This window comes from Fructobacillus sp. EFB-N1, from assembly GCF_001038455.1.
GTDB lineage: Bacteria > Bacillota > Bacilli > Lactobacillales > Lactobacillaceae > Fructobacillus > Fructobacillus cardui.
Genome location: NZ_LDUY01000010.1, coordinates 1 through 22,036, shown reverse-complemented (window position 1 = coordinate 22,036; position 22,036 = coordinate 1). Strand labels below are relative to the sequence as shown.

Annotated in this window: 13 protein-coding genes; 3 read left to right on the top strand and 10 right to left on the bottom strand. The window is 44.9% G+C overall.

Annotated elements, in window-relative coordinates:
- Window positions 1-202: 202 nt before the first annotated feature.
- Window positions 203-817, top strand: a complete 615-nt coding sequence (gene plsY, locus FEFB_RS03300; RefSeq protein WP_047974829.1) for a glycerol-3-phosphate 1-O-acyltransferase PlsY — start codon at window positions 203-205, stop codon at window positions 815-817.
- A gap of 168 nt (window positions 818-985) precedes the next feature.
- Here the strand turns inward: plsY and FEFB_RS03295 are convergent, their stop codons facing one another.
- On the bottom strand, window positions 986-3,232 hold the full coding sequence (locus FEFB_RS03295; RefSeq protein ID WP_047974828.1) for a bifunctional (p)ppGpp synthetase/guanosine-3',5'-bis(diphosphate) 3'-pyrophosphohydrolase: 2,247 nt from the start codon (window positions 3,230-3,232) through the stop codon (window positions 986-988).
- 407 nt (window positions 3,233-3,639) lie between these two features.
- Between FEFB_RS03295 and FEFB_RS03290 the strand changes: the two genes are divergently transcribed.
- Complete coding sequence (locus FEFB_RS03290) at window positions 3,640-4,866, top strand: MFS transporter (protein WP_047974827.1); 1,227 nt, start codon at window positions 3,640-3,642, stop codon at window positions 4,864-4,866.
- A 68-nt stretch (window positions 4,867-4,934) separates the two neighbouring features.
- Here the strand turns inward: FEFB_RS03290 and FEFB_RS03285 are convergent, their stop codons facing one another.
- From FEFB_RS03285 to FEFB_RS03260, 6 genes are all read right to left on the bottom strand, one after another.
- On the bottom strand, window positions 4,935-5,225 hold the full coding sequence (locus FEFB_RS03285; protein WP_047974826.1) for a hypothetical protein: 291 nt from the start codon (window positions 5,223-5,225) through the stop codon (window positions 4,935-4,937).
- Entirely contained in the window at window positions 5,212-7,746 is a 2,535-nt protein-coding gene (locus FEFB_RS03280) for an ATP-grasp domain-containing protein (RefSeq protein ID WP_047974825.1), read from the bottom strand. Before FEFB_RS03280 ends, FEFB_RS03285 begins: the two co-directional genes overlap by 14 nt.
- A complete protein-coding gene (locus FEFB_RS03275) occupies window positions 7,727-8,806 on the bottom strand; it encodes a carbamoyl phosphate synthase small subunit (RefSeq protein WP_047974824.1) in 1,080 nt (359 codons plus the stop codon). The genes FEFB_RS03280 and FEFB_RS03275 overlap by 20 nt, the downstream gene beginning before the upstream one ends.
- An 88-nt stretch (window positions 8,807-8,894) precedes the next feature.
- The gene (gene pyrR / locus FEFB_RS03270) at window positions 8,895-9,422 is read right to left on the bottom strand and encodes a bifunctional pyr operon transcriptional regulator/uracil phosphoribosyltransferase PyrR (protein ID WP_047974823.1); all 528 of its coding nucleotides are present in this window, start codon (window positions 9,420-9,422) and stop codon (window positions 8,895-8,897) included.
- Between the two features lie 51 nt (window positions 9,423-9,473).
- The gene (locus FEFB_RS03265; RefSeq protein ID WP_082131901.1) at window positions 9,474-10,400 is read right to left on the bottom strand and encodes an RluA family pseudouridine synthase; all 927 of its coding nucleotides are present in this window, start codon (window positions 10,398-10,400) and stop codon (window positions 9,474-9,476) included.
- On the bottom strand, window positions 10,401-10,778 hold the full coding sequence (locus tag FEFB_RS03260) for an EbsA family protein (RefSeq protein ID WP_047974822.1): 378 nt from the start codon (window positions 10,776-10,778) through the stop codon (window positions 10,401-10,403).
- A gap of 104 nt (window positions 10,779-10,882) precedes the next feature.
- Between FEFB_RS03260 and FEFB_RS03255 the strand changes: the two genes are divergently transcribed.
- Window positions 10,883-11,269 carry an RNase H family protein gene (locus FEFB_RS03255; RefSeq protein ID WP_047974821.1) on the top strand — a complete coding sequence of 129 codons (387 nt, stop codon included), beginning with the start codon at window positions 10,883-10,885 and terminating at the stop codon, window positions 11,267-11,269.
- An 85-nt stretch (window positions 11,270-11,354) separates the two neighbouring features.
- Here FEFB_RS03255 and FEFB_RS03250 read toward each other — a convergent pair whose 3' ends face one another.
- The 3 genes from FEFB_RS03250 to FEFB_RS03240 form a co-directional block, all read right to left on the bottom strand.
- On the bottom strand, window positions 11,355-11,879 hold the full coding sequence (locus FEFB_RS03250; protein WP_181014001.1) for a GNAT family N-acetyltransferase: 525 nt from the start codon (window positions 11,877-11,879) through the stop codon (window positions 11,355-11,357).
- A 283-nt stretch (window positions 11,880-12,162) separates the two neighbouring features.
- Window positions 12,163-21,309 carry a DUF1542 domain-containing protein gene (locus tag FEFB_RS03245; RefSeq protein ID WP_047974819.1) on the bottom strand — a complete coding sequence of 3,049 codons (9,147 nt, stop codon included), beginning with the start codon at window positions 21,307-21,309 and terminating at the stop codon, window positions 12,163-12,165.
- A 200-nt stretch (window positions 21,310-21,509) separates the two neighbouring features.
- A partial coding sequence (locus FEFB_RS03240; protein ID WP_047974818.1) for an IS30 family transposase occupies window positions 21,510-22,036 on the bottom strand: 527 nt, incomplete at its 5' end.

The window sequence follows — 22,036 nt, the reverse complement described above, 5'->3', positions numbered from 1 at the left end:
TTAGACAATCAATAATTATCATAGATTAAAATTTACAAACTGACAATAGGGAAAAAGAAAAGTTCTAAGTCGTCAAATCAGTTAGCGGCCAATCCGCCCTCTTTCATCAGGGCTTCTCAGAAAAATTTAACCAGGGAAAATAAAATCCTATGGTAAAATGTACCGTGCTGTTTCTTTTTAGAAAAAAGGAGTTTTAAAAACTATGTTAAAAATCGCTTTCATCCTGGGCTTGGCCTATCTCTTAGGGTCAATGGTCCCAGGATACTGGTTAGGTAAGGTCTTTTATCATAAGGACATCCGGACCGAGGGCTCTGGTAACATTGGGACCACCAATGCCTTTCGCATTTTGGGCCCTGTTCCGGGAACGATTGTTCTTTGCTTGGATATTCTCAAGGGCTCTTTGGCCGCCTCTTTGCCAGCACTCTTCGGTTGGCACCATGTCAACGTGATGCTTGTCGGCCTCTTTGCTATTTTGGGACACACCTTCTCAATTTGGATTGGCTTCAAGGGGGGCAAGGCCGTGGCAGTTTCGGCCGGTGTCTTATCCGTCTATAATACCCCACTCTTTTTGATGGTTTGTGCCACCTTTATTCTATGCCTGATTCTCTTCTCCATGGTTTCGATGGCCTCAATGGTTGGCTTTACTTTCGCCACTTGCATGTCAGTCTTTTACTATCACGACTGGATTTTATCGATTGTTGCCATTACCTTGACGATTTTTGTCTTTTACCGGCACCGTAAAAATATCGGTCGCATCTTTACGGGAACCGAATCAACGATTCCCTTCGGCCTTGTCTACTGGTTGAAGGCCCATTAAAAAATCAGCTTGACCAAAGCAACTAAAAAGGACGCCCTGCCCAGTGCACCAACACTGACAGGACGTCCTTTTAACGTCTCATTATCTGATTTGTAAATAGCTGACTTGCAGGCATGGTTAACCGAGAACAAGGGGTCTGGCCAACCAGCCATGACAATCAGCAGCACTTCAATGAATTGTCCGCTTTACATCATAAACCGAGTGATCCGCCAACAAGGCATCAATAATGCCATTCAATTGGGCTAAGTTAGCTACCCCAATTGAAGCTTGAACCTGGACCATACCACCTTTGGTGACATGGCCGTTAATTTCCTTGATAAAGCGAGTCTTAGCGTTTAATGACCGCAAAATAGCATTCAAAATACCTGGTTCATTTTCGGCATGGATGGTTAAATCAGCGGTGTAATCTGGTCGTTGACCGTTGACATCCGCCCAAATCACATCCACCAATCGCTGGCCCTTTTGTTGGGCTGCGTGGATATTTGGGCAATCAAAACGGTGAACAGCAATGCCTCGTCCTTGAGAAATATAGCCCATCACGGGATCACCCGGCACAGGGGTACAACAACCAGACAAACGAACCAACAAGTTATCAACTCCAGCAATCACAACGTCAGACTGCTTATCGCGGTCACGGCTTTTTTGCTTCGGTACCTGAGGCTCCTTCTTAATGGCCTGGCCATCTTCCAGCAAGCTTTTTTGCAACTCTTCGGCATCCGCCGCCTCACGCTCTTCCCGAACCTGGCGGGTTAATTCCTTGGCAACCGCTAATCTTGAAATATCACCATAGCCAACAGCGGCTAACAAATCCTCGCGAGTGCCGGCCTGCATGGCTTCCGCAACGGCAGTAATTTGTTCATCCGTGAGGAATTCAACCGGGTTAAAATGCATTTCAAAGAGTGCACGCGAGATAGCTTCCAGACCGTTTTCGATGTTATCGGCCCGGTCTTGAGACTTCAAGAAATGCTTAATCTTGTGTCGAGCCTTACGCGTTGAAACCAAATCCAACCAGTCTCTGGAGGGACTCGCATTGGGGCCGGTCAAAATTTCCATAATATCGCCATTTTGAATCTTATAATCCAGTGGCACAATCCGGCCGTTGGCCTTGGCCCCGGTCGTTTTGGTTCCTAAATTAGAATGGATGGCAAAGGCCATATCCAAAGGACCAGCTCCCTTTGGCAATTCATAAACATCGCCTGCTGGTGAAAAGGCGTAAACCCGGTCAACGAACAGGTCAGCTTGGACCGAATCCATAAAGTCCTGGGCATCCGTTGCCGATTCCTGCAATTCCAAAATTCCCTGAATCACGTTCAAAGCGCGTTCACTTTGATCCTTGACGTCGGCTGATTGGTTAGACGTGCCACCATGTTGCTTATAGGCCCAGTGGGCCGCAACCCCGAATTCAGCGACTTGGTGCATCGCATGGGTTCTGATTTGCACTTCCAAAGGTCTGCCAGAAGGACCGATCACCGTTGTATGCAACGATTGATAGCCGTTTGGCTTTGGTAAGGCAATATAATCCTTAAATCGTCCTGGAATTGGTGTCCAGTGTGCATGAATGGCACCCAAAACGGCGTAGGTATCGGGAATCGAATTCGTTAAGACTCGAATAGCCGAAAGGTCATAAATTTCACCAAAAGACTTATGCTTATCAACTAACTTGCGGTAAATGGAATAAATATGCTTTGGTCGCCCATAAACGACAACATTTTTCAAGCCAAGGTCATGAATACTGTCTTCAATCTTATCAACAGCAATTTGGATAGCCTTTAGCCGTTCCTCACGCTTCATGTCCATTTGACCAGCAATTTGGTGGTAGGCATCTGGTTCCAAAACTGCCAAGGAAAGGTCTTCTAATTCCCACTTAATGGCCGAAATTCCAAGTCGATCCGCCAAGGGCGCATAAATTGAAAGGGTTTCATGGGCAATCCGGCGTTGCTTATCAGGGCGCAAAGCATCAAGCGTGCGCATATTGTGCAACCGGTCGGCTAATTTGACGATAATAACCCGAATATCCTTGGCCATCGCCAAAAGCAACTTGCGATGGTTTTCGGCAAGTTGCACCTTGGAATCCTGGTACTTAATTTTCGAGATTTTGGTCACGCCGTCAACAATCCGACCGACAACGGGGTCAAAATGTTCCGTCACGTCTTCCAGACTGACTGGGGTGTCTTCCACAATATCATGCAAAAAGCCAGCAACAATCGTTGCTTCATCCATCTTTAATTCAGCCAAAATGCCAGCAACTTGAATCGGATGAACAATGTAAGGCTCACCCGAATGGCGCCTTTGTTGGGCATGCAAATTCTTAGCCCAATCATAGGCCGCTTGCACTTGGACAACCTGGTCATCAGGCATGTAGGCCTTGACCATTTCCATTACATCATTGGCAGTGTATTCCTTGTACTTGGTCATTGAAAAAGACCTTCCTTTAAATGAAGATTACCCAGCAGCGGCCTGAGTTAGCTAAATGAAAAAAAGAACAATAGCTGTCCTTCTTTTTTTGGAAACGTGTTTAGGTATTTCCTATTATAAAATACTTTAACCTGGCAAACAAGCCTTTTAAAAATCAGGAATCCAAACAGTTAGCCCAATTACTATCACCAATTAAAATCAGCAGCATCATGATTGCAGATAAAGCCCATGAAGACAGGTATTGTCCCTATTCAGTGACCATCACTTCACTGATTTTTTAAAAATTATCTATCAGTTTGATTGCATTTTTCACGCAATCGTCATCTTCCTTTCGTGCAAGTCCTTTTAAAAAGGAGTAAACTACTAGATTAGCAGATTATCAATTTTCGCAGTCAAGGAGGTAATTTATGACTGAACCTGATCGAGAAACACCTGATCGAGCGATTAACTGGCAACGAAACGTTTGGATTGTTTGGCTCGCCGTCTTTATGACTGGTGTCGCCTTTTCTGAAATCTTGCCATTTATGCCCCTGTACATCGATACGTTGGGCCGCTTTTCCAAATCGGAATTAACCTTTTATTCCGGTGTGGCTTTCGCCATCAACTTTTTAGTGACCGCTGTCGTCTCACCCATTTGGGGAAAGGTGGCTGATAAAAAAGGTCGCAAATTAATGATGATGCGCGCCGCCCTTGGGTTGGCAATTTCCCTCTTTTTGATGGGCTTTGCCCAAAACGTCTTTGAACTACTGGCCTTACGGGCTTTACAAGGTGCCTTAGGTGGCTTCGTTTCCAATGCCAATGCCCTTATTGCCACCCAGACGCCCAAGGAAAAAGTGGGTCGCTCATTGGGCATTATCGTAACCGGCTTTACAGGTGGCCAGTTAATCGGCCCACTCTTCGGTGGCGCCATGGCTGCAGTCGTTTCTTACCAAACACTCTTCCATATTACTGGTTTAATCCTTCTAATCGTTTTCTTCTTTATTTGGTTCTTGGTCGAGGAACGACCAGTTGCTGCGGGTAAGGAAGAAAATCCTGTCGCTAAGGTGACTTGGAAGACACTGCCAAAGAAATCACTGATGGTCTCACTCTTCTTGACCACCATGTTGATTCAAACCGTCAATATGTCGATTAACCCAATCGTCTCCCTTTTCGTCCGCGAAGTCTTGCACAACCATGGTAGCGTGACCTTCATTGCTGGGATTGTGGCCGCCATGCCTGGTTTGGCAACGGTGATTTTTGCGCCAGTCTTTGGTCGCTTGGGTGATAAAATTGGTACCAAGTACCTGATTCAAGCTGGATTCGTCATGGCCGTCTTTGCCTTTGTCCCAACAGCTTTTGTTACTTCCGTCGTCACATTGATTCTCTTACGTTTTGCGGTTGGAATTTCGGATTCGACCATGTTGCCAGCTATTCAAACCCTGTTAACCAAGAACTCACCGGCCGGCATGGTTTCTCGGGTCTTCTCCTATAATCAATCCTTCCAAGCGGTCGGATCCGTGATGGGCCCCATGTTAGGAGCTGCTATCGCCAATGTCTTTGACTATCGTGCTATCTTTATTGTTTCAGCCGGCATCATCGCAATTAACGGCTTGCTCTTCTTCTTTAACGTCAATCGTAAATACGACTTAAATTAAATTTTTCAACCAGCAAAAAAGGCTGCCGAATCGTTTTTGATTCAGCAGCCTTTTGATTGTTCTTCATTTTATTCTTGAAAATCAGCTGGAACAACCATCGTCTCACTAGTAAACCGCCCCATCGGCTGATAGTGGTGGCGGTTCTTAAAGGGTAACGGTGCCGTTTTGATTAACACGACCTTCTGATTTTGTTCGGTCAAAAAGATTTGTCCAGGACCAACAACCTTGCCCTTGGTGTGTTTACCAATTCGCCAGGGGTGCAGCTTTTGGCCGTCCTTGACCTTATAGTCGCCGGACTTCCCTTCACTGACCATTACCCCATATAAAATTTCAGTTGGATATTGATTACTCTTGCCCATCGCTATTCTCGCTTTCGTACGGTACCACCTTGGCCCCCATTTCAAAGCGAGTCAAATCAATGGCTTTATCAGGCTGCAAGTGTAAATCAAAGTCTGTATTTTTCGCTACCATCGCTAATTTAGCCGTTTCGTGCTGACCTTTAATAGCGGCTAGGTATTGGCGGTCAGCCTCATTTAGCTGACCAACCCAAGCTCGCACAATCATCCGGCCCAACGGAATGTCCAAAACCTTAGTTAGGTAAGCAATGTGTCCATATGGCATTGGCCGCAGCCAAGTATCCACGCGTAAATCAGGCAAAGGAATCTTACTGACCCAGGCGTCCAAATCGACACGCCAGATAATTTGATACAGGCCTGGACTGGCCAACGTCAAATCATCCAAAAGAGCTGGGTCGATTGCTTGGTCGAGAATACGAACTTCACCAGGGCGGTGCTGGGTGACGACCAGTGGGTGCTTCTCTTCGCCATCATAGAAGAAGTTCAAGCTAAACTCTGATTGATGTTTTTCGGGTCCGCTCGGATGGTGCTTTTCTTTTGGGAAAACAATCACGTGTTGACCCATTTCCTGCAACGCTTCAATCAATTTCTTACGGTTGCCCGGAACCAAAATAGCATGTGGTTGTTCTTTATCGACCACCGACATCACATCCGAAACTTCAAGGGGCTCCAAATACTGTTTATCTGACAGATGTGGCAATAAGGTCGGATCCGCCGCATTGTTGTTCATAATAATCGTTTGATAATCGAGTCGATGCAGTTCGGACAGTGTTACGCTCGTCATATAACCAGCTGAAGCCCCGTCCCCCATGCGAAAGGCCCCTGGACCAATAATCAAAACGGACTGGGCACAAATTGGTTCCGACTCATTTTCTTCTTCAAAGGTTGCAAAGAATTGCCGAGCATGCTCGGGAAATTCACCAGCCGACGGTTCTAAGGCCTTATAAGTCGGTTGGATATTATTCTGCCGAGCTAAGGTACGAATTGCTTGAAAATTAGTTTGCCAAAAGCGGGCAATCAGACCATCCGAAAGACCAAACTTCTTCGCCTGTCGCAGTGCATCTGCATCAATGTTATCTCGGTCAACCGACTGCTCAATTTCAATTAGCCGATTCAGTTGATAAAAGTAAAATTCATCGATATTGGTTAACTCGGCCAGCTCATCGACTTCATAACCACGGCGCAGGGCCTCAATTAAGAGCAAAACTCGGTTATCTTGCGGATGAATCAACTGTTGAATCAGCTCGTCATCTGAAACATCAGCCATATACTTGGGTGAGAACGACCGGTTATTGAAGTGGGCTGAACGAATAGCCTTTTCCATGGCTTCCACAAACGTTCGACCAAATCCCAAAGCGGAACCAACTGATTTTTGCACGGAATTCAACTGGCGATTAACTTTAATACCCATTGCTTCCAAGTCGCCGAAAGAGAAAACGGGCAACTTGACGACAATGTGGTCCATCACCGGTTCCATAATCGCCGTTTTTTCATGAAAGGCATTTGGCAAGTAAACTTCGGTAATTTTCTTACCCATTGCTAACTGCGCAGCCACCAACATTACTGGATACCCGGTCATCACAGCCATTCGATTAGCTAGATGATCAAGATATGGTGAAACCTTAATCACGTAAATCTCACCTGTCTTTTCATCAAAGGCAAATTGAACGTGTAAAACACCACGGAGGCCAATCAAATCAGCAATCGCAAAGGCCTGAATCCGCATCTGCTGCAAAATTTGATCAGAAACCGTCAAAACCGGCGCCACTGACAGCGAGTCAGCCGTATGGATGCCAATTGGATCCATATCTTCAGAAGCTCCGACCTGCAGGCAGTTGCCATCACGGTCACGAACAACCAAAACAGAGACTTCCTTCAAGCCATTAATCGCCTTGGCAATCAACACCTCGTTGGTTAATGATTGGCCCATGACCCGATTAACAACATGGTCAAAATCATCCAAGCGATCAACAATTTGCCTCGTCGTTCCCTGAACTGGGTTGTGAGCCCGAATGACCAAAGGCAATTCCAAATCGCGCAACATTTCGTTCGCTTCTTCTTGGTTGTGCACCACGGCCGAGGCGGTGACACTTAGGCCAATCTCCTCAATTCGGTCAAAAAGTAAAGTCCCATCATTAACCTCGTGCAGCTCACTAGCCGATAAACCAAGTGTTTGTGGCAAAACGCCATCCGCTTCACGCCACTCCGAAATAACCTGATCCCATAAACGCAACGCCCGCACGCCACCAAAAAGTGGCATCACGCCGTCAACTTTTTGAGACTTAATAATTTTTTTGACGTTTTGAACAGTCAGAGTCCGCAAAAATCCGGTGGCTGCCGGTGATTCCAGGGCCAACGAATAGGGATTATCATCCAAAACTGTCACTGTATAACCAAGACCATTTAAAATTGGCAAAACTTGGTAAATTGCGGCATCACTTTCGCCCTGGAGGCCAAAATCTGTTTCGCCACCACCGATAAAGAGTACTTTTTTAACCGGCGTTTCAACTATTTTTTTGTACATAATCTGCTACCGTTTCAAAAAAGTCCGCAAAGATTCCGTTTGCTTCAAGAGGACCGGGGGCCCCATCCGGAAAGAATTGTACCGAAAAGGCTGGGTTGTCTCGCAAACGAATTCCTTGGATTGAGCCATCAACCAAGTCGCGGTGGGTTACAAAGAGTTTTTTGCCATCTAGTGAATCCTCATCAATCACATAGCCACGCCCCTGCCGGGCATAAAAAAGCTGTTGCGAGATGATTTCTTGGATTGGATGGTTCATACCATGGTACTCAGCCGGCAGGGCTTGAATTTCAGCCCCATTGGCCAAAGCCAATAGCTCGTGCCCAAGGCCAAGGCCTAACAATGGCATCTTCGTCTGCAACACCCGAATCAAGGTCAAAACCGAATCGGGCAAGTCCTCAGGGTTACCGGGACCAGTCGATAAAATAATGCCATCGGGGTCCAGGGTCAACACCTCATCCACCGTTGTTGTATACGGCAGAACCGTCACGTTGGCATCATAGTCACCAAGGACTCGCAGAATCCCGTGCTTTAAACCAAAATCAATCACGATAATATGAAAACCATGACCAGGGTTAGCATAGGCCTTCGGAGTGGCCGTGTTTTGAACCTGTTTATTCGTCAACACGGTGGCCACCAATTGGTCAACTGCGTGATCGTCGACAACATCAACGATTGTCGCCTTTTGAGGACCCGTTTCACGAAGGTGGCGAATTAACTTGCGCGTATCCACCTCGTATAGACCCGGAATATTATGATGCTGCAAAAAGCGGTCCAGGTTCATCCGCCGCTGCCGGTTAGTGGAAACTTCCGCTAAATCGTGAACAACCACACCACGAATTTTTGGTGTAGTCGACTCATAGGCCTCCGCATGGATGCCATCAGCGCCAACAACAGGCATCGCAAAGACAATCATCTGCCCATCATAAATTGGATTTGTAATTGTTTCTTGATAGCCGGAGGTAGCGGTGTCAAAAATAATCTCGCCAAAGGTTGTCGCTGGTGCGCCAAATCCCTGGCCAGAAAAAACCGTGCCATCCTCTAAAATTAGGTGCCGTTCCATACTTTTTTCTCTCATTATCTACTATTTTCGGAAAAAATCGGATTCCCTCCAGTCCTGATTTTTCCAGGGTAAGACTTATTAACTTGTCCTAGTGGACAATTTCAACCGAGTCTTCCCCGTCAAATTCCTTGACTTTGACCTTAATTTTTTCATTTTGAGCCGTTGGAATGTTCTTTCCAACAAAATCTGCTCGAATTGGTAATTCACGGTGACCACGATCAACCAAGACGGCCAAAGCAATCGCCTGAGGCCGACCAATTTGAATCAAAGCATCCAAGGCGGCCCGGGTCGTCCGACCGGTAAACAACACGTCATCAACCAAGACAATGTTTTGGTTGGCAATGTTGAGCTTTTCAGCTGGGTCCAAGCCCAAATCATCACCGCTGTCCAGATGGTCGTCACGATAGTTCGTCACATCAATCGCCATCACTGGAATTTGAACCTGTTCGAGTTGTTCCAAACGGTCAGCAATCCGGTGGGCCAAATACTCACCGCGGGTCTTAATTCCTACCAAAATGAGGTTTTGGCCACCCTTATTCCGTTCCAAAATTTCATAAGTGATTCGAGTCAATGCTCGTTGCATCGAATCTTGGTCTAACACTACTTTATTTGCCATGTTTCGTCCTTTCTGTCGGGCCTGTTGACATTACTAACTGATTTCCACCAATTATGAACCCTGGTTTTCACGTAATTCCTGCAATACCTGTTCAAACAGAGGTGGTAATGCTGAATCAAAGCGAAGTTCTTCTTGTGTCTTTGGTTGGGTCAGCACAAGCGTTTTTGCGTGAAGAAGCTGACCTGGCAATTTGATATTAAAAATCTTGTCCTGATGACCATAAACGCTATCACCAACGACCGGGTGACCGATATAAGCCAAATGCACCCGAATTTGATGCGTCCGACCGGTTTCTAATGCTAATTCTAACAATGTATAACCGGCAAAACGTTCAACCACCTTGAAATGAGTCACGGCCTCACGGCCGTCCTCAGCCACCGCCTGTTTCTTGCGGTCCTTAGGATGACGACCGATTGGTGCATCGATGGTCCCCTCATTTTCCTCAAAGTTGCCCTTTACCAATGCATAGTAAATTCTTTGCGTTTTATGAGCCTTTAATTCGGCTGCTAAAGCATGATGGGCTTGGTCATTTTTGGCCACCATCAACAAACCGGAAGTATCCCGGTCAATCCGATGGACAATTCCAGGACGGAATTCGCCATTAATCGTTGATAGAGGAGCATGATAAAGCAAAGCGTTGACTAATGTGCCACCTGAATGGCCCGGCGCAGGATGGACAACCATCCCCTGCGGTTTATTCACAACCAATAAATCATCATCTTCATACACAACATCAAGGGGAATATTTTCAGCCTCGAGTGCCGTTTCTTTCACTGCTGGTGAATTAATACTAACAATATCACCCTTTTTGACCATATAAGACCGTTTCACTGCTTGGTCATTGACTAACACTAATCCTTCTTTAATCCAGTTAGCCAGTGTTGACCGCGAATAAGGTAATTTTGCCTGTCCTAGAACGGCATCTAACCGCCCCTGTTCTTGGTCAATTGTCATTGTGACCAGTGTTGTTTCAGCCATTTAGGCCATTCCTTTCAGCGCTTGCGCCATTTTCTTCGAAAGGTGGTAGGCTCGCGGCCGACCGCCAATGACAATAATGAGTGCCTTTTGGTCAAAAAACCAATTAACTGCTGAGTCATTCAAGTCAATCACTTGCTTCTTCATCATCCAGGCACTACTAATCGTTAAAGTTTGATTTTCAAGCATGATTTTCCGGCCAAAGAAATTCCACAGACCAATCAAAATCATACAAATGGTATAGGTTGTCCACCACCAATTAATATTATAGAAAAGCTCACTAGCCCAAATAGGACTAATGATTAAAACAGATAACCACATAATCCAAGCAATATTGGACCAGTCCGCCTTCGGTTGGTACAAACCGTGAATAACACGCATGAAACGTTCTCCTTGTTCCGTATCTAAACATCTATTATTTTACCATTTACTGGTGCATTCTGGTATTGTTAGAACTGAAGAAAAGTCCAAGAAAGGATAAAAATGTGATTCGTTTAGCAATCGATGCGGCTTTCCAAAAGGATAGCCACCATGCCAGTGCCGGTCTTGTTCTCGTTCAAGAGGGTCAGCAATACCAAAAAAAAGTTCACTTGGCGGACTGTGAGGATAACCACAAAGCCGAATTTTTAGCTTTGCTTTGGGCGATTAAATCAGAATTAGCAATCCTAAAAACCAGCCAACTCGTCGAGATTGTCTCAGACTCCAAAATCTTAGTCAGCTCCATGCAAAAAGGCTATGCCAAGCACTACCAAAAGGAAGTTGATTTAATTTTAGCCCTCTTACCTAATCCTGATTTAACCTTTTACACTTGGGTATCCGATCGAAAAAATCAGGGTCCCCACCATCTAGCCATGCAGGCCCTACAAGATTAGGGACACTATTAGTTTAAAAAAGTGAATTTAAGCCAAGATTATAGCTCAGAAAAAACCGCCAATCAATTGATTAGCGGTTTTTTCTTTAATCATTAATAATTAGTTGGTAGGCAAAACGCTTGGTTGAGATATGGTCCGCTTCGAGCATATCAACTGAACCACGCTTTTCAAAACCATTATTGGCAATCACCTTTTGCATGGGCATGTTCCCTGGATGGGTATCGATTCGAAAATCGCGTGCACCCCGTGCATAGAAAAATGAAATTAACGCCGTAAAGAAACGTGGCGTTAGCCGCTGGCCGCGGAACTTGTCCGACATCGCTACCCGATGGAGTGAGGCATAGTCATGTGGGTGACCACTATCAGCCCAACTACCGTCTTTGATGTCCGTGTAGAGTGGGTCTTCCCCTTCAAAGGCAGCAGCGTATCCCGCCACCTCGTCACCAACAACTAAGACAAAACCCTGTTGCGCATCCAAATCAGCTTGGACTGTCGCTTCATTTGGGTAATCGGATTGCCACTGGTCAATCCCCTGCTCCTTTAAATAACCTTTGGCGGTCTGCAAAATCGCAACGATTTCAGAGACATCACGAGCCTGTGCTCGTCGCATAAATACTGCTGGCATATGCGTAATATCGCGCACTAATATCAGTACGCTACTCCTTTCCAAATGTCATCAAGCACCAATTATAGCACAACGAATTTGGAAATAAAGTCTCTAAAAACACATTTTTTCAAGAATTTTTGCATGAACATTTCCAAACAAAAAAGCCCGATTAATCTGTGACTAATCAAGCTTTTCTGCCAGGCTGTTAAAGAAGTTTTTTTATTCAAAAACAACAACCGCAACCTAACTTCGTGATTTTTTTAATTTTTATTAAGAACAGTTAAAATCAATTAATATCATCATACTTTTTCTTAATCAAACCCAGTCCTGTCAGAACCACTAACCAAGCTGTCAAGAGAGTCGTTTTCACTGATGTTTGATTCTTTGTATGACCATAATCCGTCTTTGGCAGAGCACTAATTGAATTGGCTTGATTTGAATTGTCACCATTTTGATGGTGCTGACCAGTGCCATTTTGATTAATCGTTGTTTCCTGTTTTTGCTGAATTTGACTATCCTTTGCTGTCGCGGAACTATTTCCCGACAAATGGGTTAATAACTCTTGTGCTCCTACATTTGACTTCGTTATTTCAGCTTGCCGGACTACAAGTTGCGCCAGCTTGTTATCACTAATTTTCACTGATGTGGCCACTTGCTTGTCATCGATGTGTAATGCTTTGGCTTGATTGACTGGTACCGCTGTCTCCTTCTTATCCGCCTTCGGTTCAACAGCTGGAGTAGCTGGGACCGCCGTTTCCTTCCTATCTGTCCCCGGTGCAACAGCTGGAGTAACTGGTGTTACTGCTTTCTCCTTATCTGTATTTGATTGCGTAGATGAATTTGCTGGCACGGCTGTTTTCTCTTCCACCTCTAAATTACTAGTAGATGATTGAACACCAGACTTAGTATTTGAATTAGTAGGAATAACAGCTGACTTGTCATCAGTACCAGACTTAGTAGCTGAATTAACAGGCAAAGTAGCTGAATTACTTGGAGTAACAATTGGTTCAGCAATCGCTTCGATTGTCTTCAACGCTGTCTTGACATCCCCATCAAGAATTTGCAAAGTCTTTGCATGACTAATTGCATGATGAGCCTGTTCAAAAGCCTTTTGCAAACGATCAATAGCCGTTTCATAAGACTGCTTGTCAGCATTTCTTACGGCCTCTATCGCTGTTCGCTTCTTTTCGACAGCCTGATTTACCTGTTGGTTAGCTGTCTGAATTTCAGCATAGCTAGGCTGAGCTTGGTTAGCGACCGGTACTGTTAGAATGTTAATGGTCTTCAAGAATTTTGTTAATTGATTCGTTAAGTCTTGACTGGTCTTTGCTTGAGAAACTGCTTGGTGCGCTTGGAGCATTGCACCTCGTAATTGATTCATAGTAGCCTGATATGCTGATACATCAGGATTTAGTACTTGCTCGATTTCTGCCTGCTTTTTAGCACCGGCCCAGTCAATTTGCTGCTGAGCCGCCTGAATAACTTCTTGGTTAGGCTGTTCTTGGTTCGCTTCTGGCAACGTAATAGTATTAATCGCCTTCACAAATTTTGTTAATTGCTCTGTTAGATCTTGACCAGTTTTTGCTTGGTCAACTGCTTGGTGCGCTTGGTCCATTGCTTCTCGTAATTGATTAATAGTCGCTTGATAGATTGACAAATCAGGATTTGATACCTGATCAATTTCCGCTTGTTTCTTAGCACCAGCCCAGTCGATTGCCCGATGTGCTTGTGTCCGTTCTTCGCGCTTAGGCGTCAAAGTACTTGGTTCTGGAACCATGGCAAAATCATCCAAAGTCTCTGCTTGAACCTGGTCAACATCGGCATTCGTATTGGCATCATTAATCCGTTTATTTGCAGCTGCCATTAACTGATCAATCCGTTCCACTTGTTGGTGGAGGCTAACTGGGTCAACATTTTCAAGCGCATTAAACCGTTGCTTCAGTTCATCCCCTGCGGTTTGAATCACACCCTTAGCACGGTTAGCTTCATCAATATCAACTGGCTGGAAAGAACGCATCATATCTGGCTGACCAACCGCTTCGATGGCATCTATTGCTTCTTGTTCAATGGTTAATAGGCTGGCATTCACTGTGGCTTCGTCAAGTTTTTGATAGGCCCGCTGAACAATTTGATCAATAGCAGCTTCTTGCTTTGCTAGTGATTCAGTATCAACCCCTGGTTCTTTTTCGAAAATTTCCTTTTGTTCAATCGCCTTTTGTTGAACTTCCCCCTTGGCTTTTTGCCGATCCGCATCAGTCGGTTGTCGGAAAATCCATTGAATTTGCGGTGATTGAACCGCCTGAATGGCTTCCCTAATTTTAATAACCGCAGTCTTTAATTGGCCATGGTTCTTGACCAAACTAATCGTAACCAGCCCTTCCTTGACGACTTTATTCACGGCTTGCTGTTGCTGTGCCAGCTCATCAGGGTCAACTCCGGTAATTTTTCCAAAGTCTTGGATTCGATTTTGACCCGCTGACGTCACATCCTGGATAGCAGCTTGCATTTCTTCTTTGTTAACCACTTGATCCTGCCAATTTTGTTTTGGCTGTGCAACTTGGTTAATGTCTTGCAGGCCCTTATTGACAAGCTCATGCACATCATGAATAGTTTCTGCCTGATCAATCAAAGCAAAATAGTGCTTCACAACACCTGTCAACAGTGTCTTCTGTTCCAACAGACTTGCTTGATTGACACCATCAAGGGCTTCAAAACGTCCTATCTTTTCTTTAGCAACCACCGATAACGTCTGCTGACCATCTACCTTCTGGTCGGCTGTCGCTTGGCGATATTCTGGCGCTAGACTTGGCTTCGCCACTGCCTGTACATCAGCTAAGCTTTGCTTAATTGCTGAATCAAGTTCATGGTGAACCGTTGCTTTTTTAATTGAATGATGGCCGGTTTGCAAAACATATGCCAACTGGGCCAACTGATTTTCCAAACTAGCCTGATCCACATGATTAATGACCAAGAAAGTCGCCTTCTTTGCCTGGCCGGCGGTACTAAGTTGTTGTTCTGCTTGTGTTTTCTCTTGGTCGGTAACTGCTTGATAAGCAAAAATCAGAACCGGATCAGCCACTAAGTCAATCTGGGCCACTGCCTGCTTTTGGACAGCAGTTAAATCTTGATTCAACTTTACTTGAGCAAGCGCCTCCTGAGCTTGTTTCAGAATCCAATCAATTTGTTGCTGTTGCTGTTTGAGGCTCTCCAAGTCAACATGAGTCATCTTAGAAAATTGCTCTTGCTTTGCATGACCATACTGAGTCAACATCGTTTCGATGCCGATTTTATCAGCGAGAGTCACTGGTCGATAAGCCAACTGTACTTCTGGGTCGGTCACTTGGTTCAAGCCACTTAGTCCTGCTTGCAAGGCAGTTTGCAACTGTCCTTGATTTTCAGCAGCTGAAAGAATCGCGATTGCTGTTTTTCGAGCAGCCTTCAGGGCAGCAACTTGCGTCTTTAGACTTTGATCATCCACATGTTTAATGTCGGAAAAATGCTCTTGCTTTTTCAAAAAGGCCTGGTTAAGAATTTCCAGCGCCTGGTTGCGGTCATCCTGGGTAACTGAACGGAATTGCGTTTGAACGACCGGTTCGACAACATCCTGAATAGTCTGCAAGCCAGCTACTAATGCCTGGTTCAAATCCTGCTTTGTTTTGGCATTGGCAATTAAATCGTGTGCCTGTGTCAACGCTTGATTAACGGCCTGTTTTTGTTGGCTGAGGCTCTCTGGGTCAGCATGAGTAACTGCATCAAAGTGACCTTTTTTCAGATTAACCTGCCGTGCCAATAGATCATCGACAGCTGATTTTTCATCCTGACTGACCAGCCGGAAAAGAGGCAATATGCTTGGCTGACTAATACTAGTGACCGCCTGCTCAGCCTGTGTGACAGATTGGTTCAAATCCCCTTTAGTTGCCGTTCGGTCAATGGCTTCTTGTCCCTGCGCCAGAGCTTGGTTCAATAACTGTAATTGCTGAGCCAAACTAGCCTGATCCACATGACTGATTTGCCGGAAAGATTCCTCACGTTTTGCAACGACCTGACTAAGACGATCCTTAGCTACTTTCTTATCAGCTATCGTTGCTGGCTTCAGTTCTTCCAAAATAACAGGTGCTGCAATTTGACGAATCGCTGTCAGGCCCTGTTGACAAGCAGTGACTAGCTCCCCGTCTGTTTGTGCCTGGTCAACAGCCTGACTTGCAGTATCTGCTGCTTGGTCAACTAAAAGCTGTTGCTTGGCCAAGCTTTCGGGATCAACACCTACCAAAGACGCGAACTTTTGTTTTTGAGCCTCACTGGCTGCCTTCAACTGCTCCTTGGCATCTGCTTGATTGTTCGCCTCGACTTGACGATAACCAATTTCCTTGATTGGATCAGCCACCTGGTCAATTTGCGTTAATGCATCCGCCAAACTTTGGCGAAGGTCTTTCTTGATTTTGGCAGCCAATAGCAGCTGCTGTCCATTCACTCGGGTTTTCTCAATCAAACCTGACTGTAAGGACAGACTAACCGAATCAACATGATCAATGGTGGCAAAAGTGGCTTTTTTATCATTTGCTGCTTGATTCAAGGTCACAAGTGCCTGATTTTGATCAGCCTTGGTGATTGGTTGGTAATCGACTTCCAGTGTTGGTCCGACAATTTTAGCAATCGAATCAAAGCCAGCTTGAACAGCCCGCTTTAATTCACCTTGAACTGCTGCTTGGGCAACACCCTGCTGTGCCTGTGTAATCGCTTGCTGAACCGCTTTAACTTGCTGCTGGATGCTCTTTTTCTCGCCATGTTCGACAGCAAGAATGGCTTGCTTTTTGGCCTCACCAGCATGGTTAATTGCCTGCCGTGCTAAGTAACGGTCCATATCGGTTACCGGCTGATAATCCTTTTGAATTGAAGGCGCTTCGATTCGTTGAATACGATCAAGGTTGTCGGCCACAGCATTGCGAAAGGCACCAGCAGCTTTTGCTTTTTGCAATTCCTGCAATCCGGTTGCTAGGACTGAGTCAACAACTGATTGCTGAGCCCGTAAACTTTCTTGATCGACATGACTAACAGCTGCAAAATCAGCTTTTTTTGCCTCACCGGCATTTCGCAAGGTGTGTTCACCCAGGTGGCGTTCCTCTGCCGTGACCGGTTGGTATTCGCTTAAAATTTTTGGCGCTGCTACCAAATTGATAGCCTGAACTCCTTTGTCGTAAGCTACCTGAATATCTTTTTGAATCATCGATTGATTCAGTTCGATAGTCGTGGATTTTTTAATCAAGTCTAAAAGTTGGAGTTGCTTCGACAAACTAATTGGATCAACGTGCAAGATTGCTGCAAACTGCTTACGCTTGGCCGAAAGAATATCTAAAAGATTGCCGTAGGCCACATTGACATCATGAACGGTCGCTTCTTGGTAAGCAAATTCTACTACTGGCTTCGCTACTGCCCTGATTTTTATTAGCGCCTGGTCGCTGACCTTGGCTAGTTCTCCCTTCGTCTTTGCCTGGTTAATTGCTTTTGTTCCGGCTTTGAGAGCTTTTTCTAAGATTGATAGTTGCTGCGCCAAGCTCTGTTGGTCGGCATGTGCAACCTTTTGGAAAAGGTCTCGTTGGTCTTGGGCAGCTTGTTCTAAGAACTTAATCGACAGGGTCTTTTCATCTACCGTTGGCTCCTTCAACATTTCTTGAATTGTTGGATTTTCAACAGCACGAATAGCTTGGGACGTCTTTTGGAAGCTTTTCTCAAATTCACGGTTCGTTTCCGCTCGATTTAATTTCTCGATACCATTAGAAATTATCAGATTCAATTTGGCTTGCTGATTAGCCAAGCTCATCGGATCGACACCGATAATTTGATTGAAGGAATCACTTTTTTCTTGCCCAATTTGCTTCAAAATCGCCACTGCACGATCAATATCATGTTGACTAACTGGCTGATAAGCAATCAACTGGGTTGGATTAGCAACCGCATTGATATCTTTAACCACCTTTACCAGCGAACTGTTTAAATCGCCGTTGGTTTTGGCCTGCTGAAGAACCGTAGTTGCTTTTTGAACTAACTGATTTACAAGGCCTTCTTGCTGGTTGAGACTATCAGGCTCAACATGTTCGACTTGCTTGAATTGCTGTTTTTTTTGTTCACCGGCAGCCATTACTCTATCAATCGCCTGTTTGCGATCAGTGGCCGAAACTGGTTGAAATTCTTTAATGAGCTGTGGCTTAGCAACGCCTTCGACCAACGCAAATGCTCGGTCAAGTGCCTGCCTGAGGTCTTGCTTTGTTTTGGCAATCCGAATAGCCGCTACTCCTTGCTTGACTGCCTCATCCACCAATTGTTCCTGCCCAATCAGGCTTGCTGGCTCTACATGGGCAATTTTTTGAAAACGTTCTTTAGTTGACCGCCCCCGTTCTTCAAAGGCAGCAACCGCAACCTTTATTTCATCAAGCTTAACTGGCTGATAATTGGTTTGTAAATCAGGATTGGCCACGTCATTGATTGCATGTAAGCCATCAGCTAGTACCCGGGCCAACTCAACCACCGTTTTGCTTTGCTTGATTCGTTTCTGATAAAAGACAACCTCATGGTCCACTGCTTTTTCTTGTTTGTGTAAGCTTTCTTGGTCAACATGGGCAATTTTAGCAAATTTCTGCTTCTTTTCTTGCCCAGCCTGTGCCACAGCTACCTGGGCCTCGTCCTTCTCAACCTTACCTAAGAAAGTTGTTCGCAGACCCTCGATAACTCCACCTAAGACACGACGAGCTGATTCTACCTCTGTTGCCAGGCCAACATCGTTCTTCCCAGTCTGAGCAGTTGCCTCCACTTGGTCGAGTAATGTTTGCTTTTGTTCCTTGCTTAGCTCCGCAGCATTATTAATCGCGACCTTGGTCCTAAGCGCCTCTCGGTCGATTTGTTGGTAAGCTAAATCGCGATTTGCGTTTAATATTGCTGGTGCTAGTTGGTGATTTTTCGTTGCCTGGTTCTGAATGGCCAGCAATTGGTCAAGTTGTTCCTTTTGCACCAAACGAATACCATTCGTTGTTTGACTAGCCTCCAACTTCCGATTTGATTCACTAACCACCGCTTGAATTTGTTGGCCATAATTGGTAATCATTTGATCCAATAATTTTGGCTGCAAATGCCTAATCAAGCTAAAGAGGTACTCCCCCTGCTTTTCGATGGTTGCAAAGGCTGAGTGCCGCTGGCTATCCAATGGTGATTGCAAGGTCTGGTTTTCCTGGAAGACCGTTAGCTTTGTTGGCCGCAGTGGCACAACCTGACCATTTGCTAACGTCATTTCACCATTATAGTAAACCGTAAATGGCCGATTATAGATGGCAAAGTCCTCACGGCTATTCTTTTGTCCAGCCGGATCAACAGAACGTTCCAAGCGGAGGGATCGCACATTTTGACTTGGGTGAAAACCCTGTCCATCAAGCAATACTTGGTGGTCAAAGTAGTCAATTACTCGGTCAAAGCGCGATGCTTGATCATAAAAATTCTGCCCATTAGCTAATTTCACAATACGGTGGTCCAGATCTTGACCAGGCAGTACTCTGTCTTGGTGGTCAACTTCGGCCCATTCTTCAGAATGGCCAGCCACTTCCTTGGTATTCAAGACTTTTTCTTGGTCAAAGAGCGAAATGTAAGCCCGCCACGTTGGCACTTTTGATACTGGTAATGGGTGGACTGTCTTTTGGTCCGCCCTCTTAAGCACAACGTCACGACCCAAATCTCCATTTTCACCATAATCATGGCTCGACCGCGACAACATATCATTGCTATCCATCAGGTTCAAAGACAAGAAGGCCTGACCGTATTGCTGCGGTGGTAACTGGTACCGAGTCAAAACCTTGTATGGGCTATCATCAGCGTAAACCTTCAAATCTGCCAGACGTTCTGGATGCTGACCATCGGCATTGTAATACTTTTGCATTTCTTGGCTACTCATATTGCCTTGGTATCGGCTTAAATCAAAGTTCAAGTAGCCATAAGCACCACCCTTGATGTTCCCGCCCCAAGACAGCGCCTCCATAAAGAACTTCGTCAGTATAATCTTAGCCTCTGTCACTACACCGCTATAGCGGTTTAACTCATCTCCACGAACCAGCAAGTACAACGCAGCTGGGTCATCCTGATTGTTAACCTTAGTTGCTTTTGGATAAATCGTGATTGGGTAAAACGGACTGTCTGAATTTTTGAAAGATAAATTAGTGCCATACTTTTGGTTTAACTGATCAACCACCCTACCTAAGACGGCATCGACAAGAGAACCAACATTACCACTAATTGGCAGGCCCAGTCCCTGCGACAAAATTTGACTCAAGCCTGGTACCGCTTCGATTAGTCGGTCAATACCAAGTGTGACATTAAAGTTCATTTCTGCTGCAAAACGAGTACTATCTAAGTTAAGCGTCTTAACAAATTCATTTGGGTCAACTCCGTGCGGTACGGCGACACGGAGATAAATTCCGTATTGACCTTGGTCATAATTGTTCGTTAGCTTATCATTAACCATCCCGATGCTCAACACATTAGCAACGGAACTCAGTGTTGCCTGGAACATCTTATAATAACTTTCTGGATTTAATGGAGCATTATTCGAGGAATAAATACCTGCTGTTAAGGGCATTCCCCCACCCAAAACGAGAGTATTTTGACTTGGGAAGTAACTTGTTTTTGTTCCTTTCTGATTTTCACCAAGAATCCCTTTAAATTGGTCCATTATTTTTTGAGTGAATGATTCATCAACCATTAAGCGCATTTGAGAAACGTTGGAATAATCATTTTTAGTGCCGATTAAGCCAAGCAACGGCTTATCTGGCTCACCAAAAATCATCTGTCCAGGTTTAGCGATATGGCGCTGATCACTGTCTAACACAGCGTCCCCACTGCCATTTACATTCGGTTCACTGATCTGCAAGGACTTGACTAATTTTTCATAAGCATCAGTCGTTTGCTCATACAACGAAGGCAATGGCTGCCTGGCTAAATCAGTTTCTCCCGGATTTTTTGACTGGCCACCCTTGTCAGCCGGCTTTTGCTCTTGCTCTTGCTTTGGCTGCGAACCCTCTTTATCCGGTCCCTTTTGCTTATCTCCACTGTCCTTTGGATTTTCTGGTACGACCACAACCGTTCCAAGTCTCTGATGACGCCGCTCAGGGCGCGGACTATCAACAGTGAAATCGTCATCCGCCTCATTTTCCCTCTTGTCGTTATCCTCGATGTCGACATCAATACCAAAATCAGCCTGGTCGAGGTTCATCCTGGCAGACAATTGGCCGTCATTAGCTCGAACATTTTCTGTCCTCTGAACTTGAGCAGCATGACCACTAATCTGTTGATCACCATCCACTAAAGTCAAACCACCTGAAACTAAGACGCTCGATGCAACCAGCCAAGCGCGGCGTGATTGGTAAATCGTATACTTTTTCCTGATATTTGTATCCATTATTTTTACATTCCTTTATTTTATTTTCGTTTATTTTAATTTTATTATAAAGGCATCTTTATAAAAAGACAAATTTAAAAAGAAAACGATTTCTTTTACTATTTTAAAATACTCACTTTTGTAACGATAATGCTTTCAATCTTCTTCAAGAAAAAATCCCTCTCACTTTTTAATTTTTATTAATTTGGCAGATTACAAGTTTAATTCGAACAACCCCGAAAAACTTCTAGTGGCGTCTGGTAGTTATGTAACTTCATGGGTCGATTGTTGATCAACTCAATTGCCTCATAAAGTCGCTGCTCATCAACATCTCGAAAGTTAGACTTCTTCGGAAAGAAGTATCGTAATTTACGGTTGAATAGTTCATTACTGGCTCGTTCCCATGGGGAGTACGCATGGCAGAAATATACCGATATCTTGTACGTATCTCTTAACTCACGATATCCTGAGAACTCTTTTCCATGATCAACAGTGATACTTTTTACAGTGCTGCCAAACGAGTTCATGAAACGTTGAAAGGCAGTTGCCATGGCCTCCTTAGTTCGATTGTGTACCTTGATTGCCCAATAGACACGACTTTGGCGCTCTAAAAAGGTAACCACACATGTTCGATCTTGACCTCGACTAGAGAGAACAGTATCAACTTCCCAGTGCCCAAATTCTTTCCGTTCATTCACTTTTTCAGGACGTTTTTCAATGGTTTGTTCTACTTTGAAAGTTCCACGTG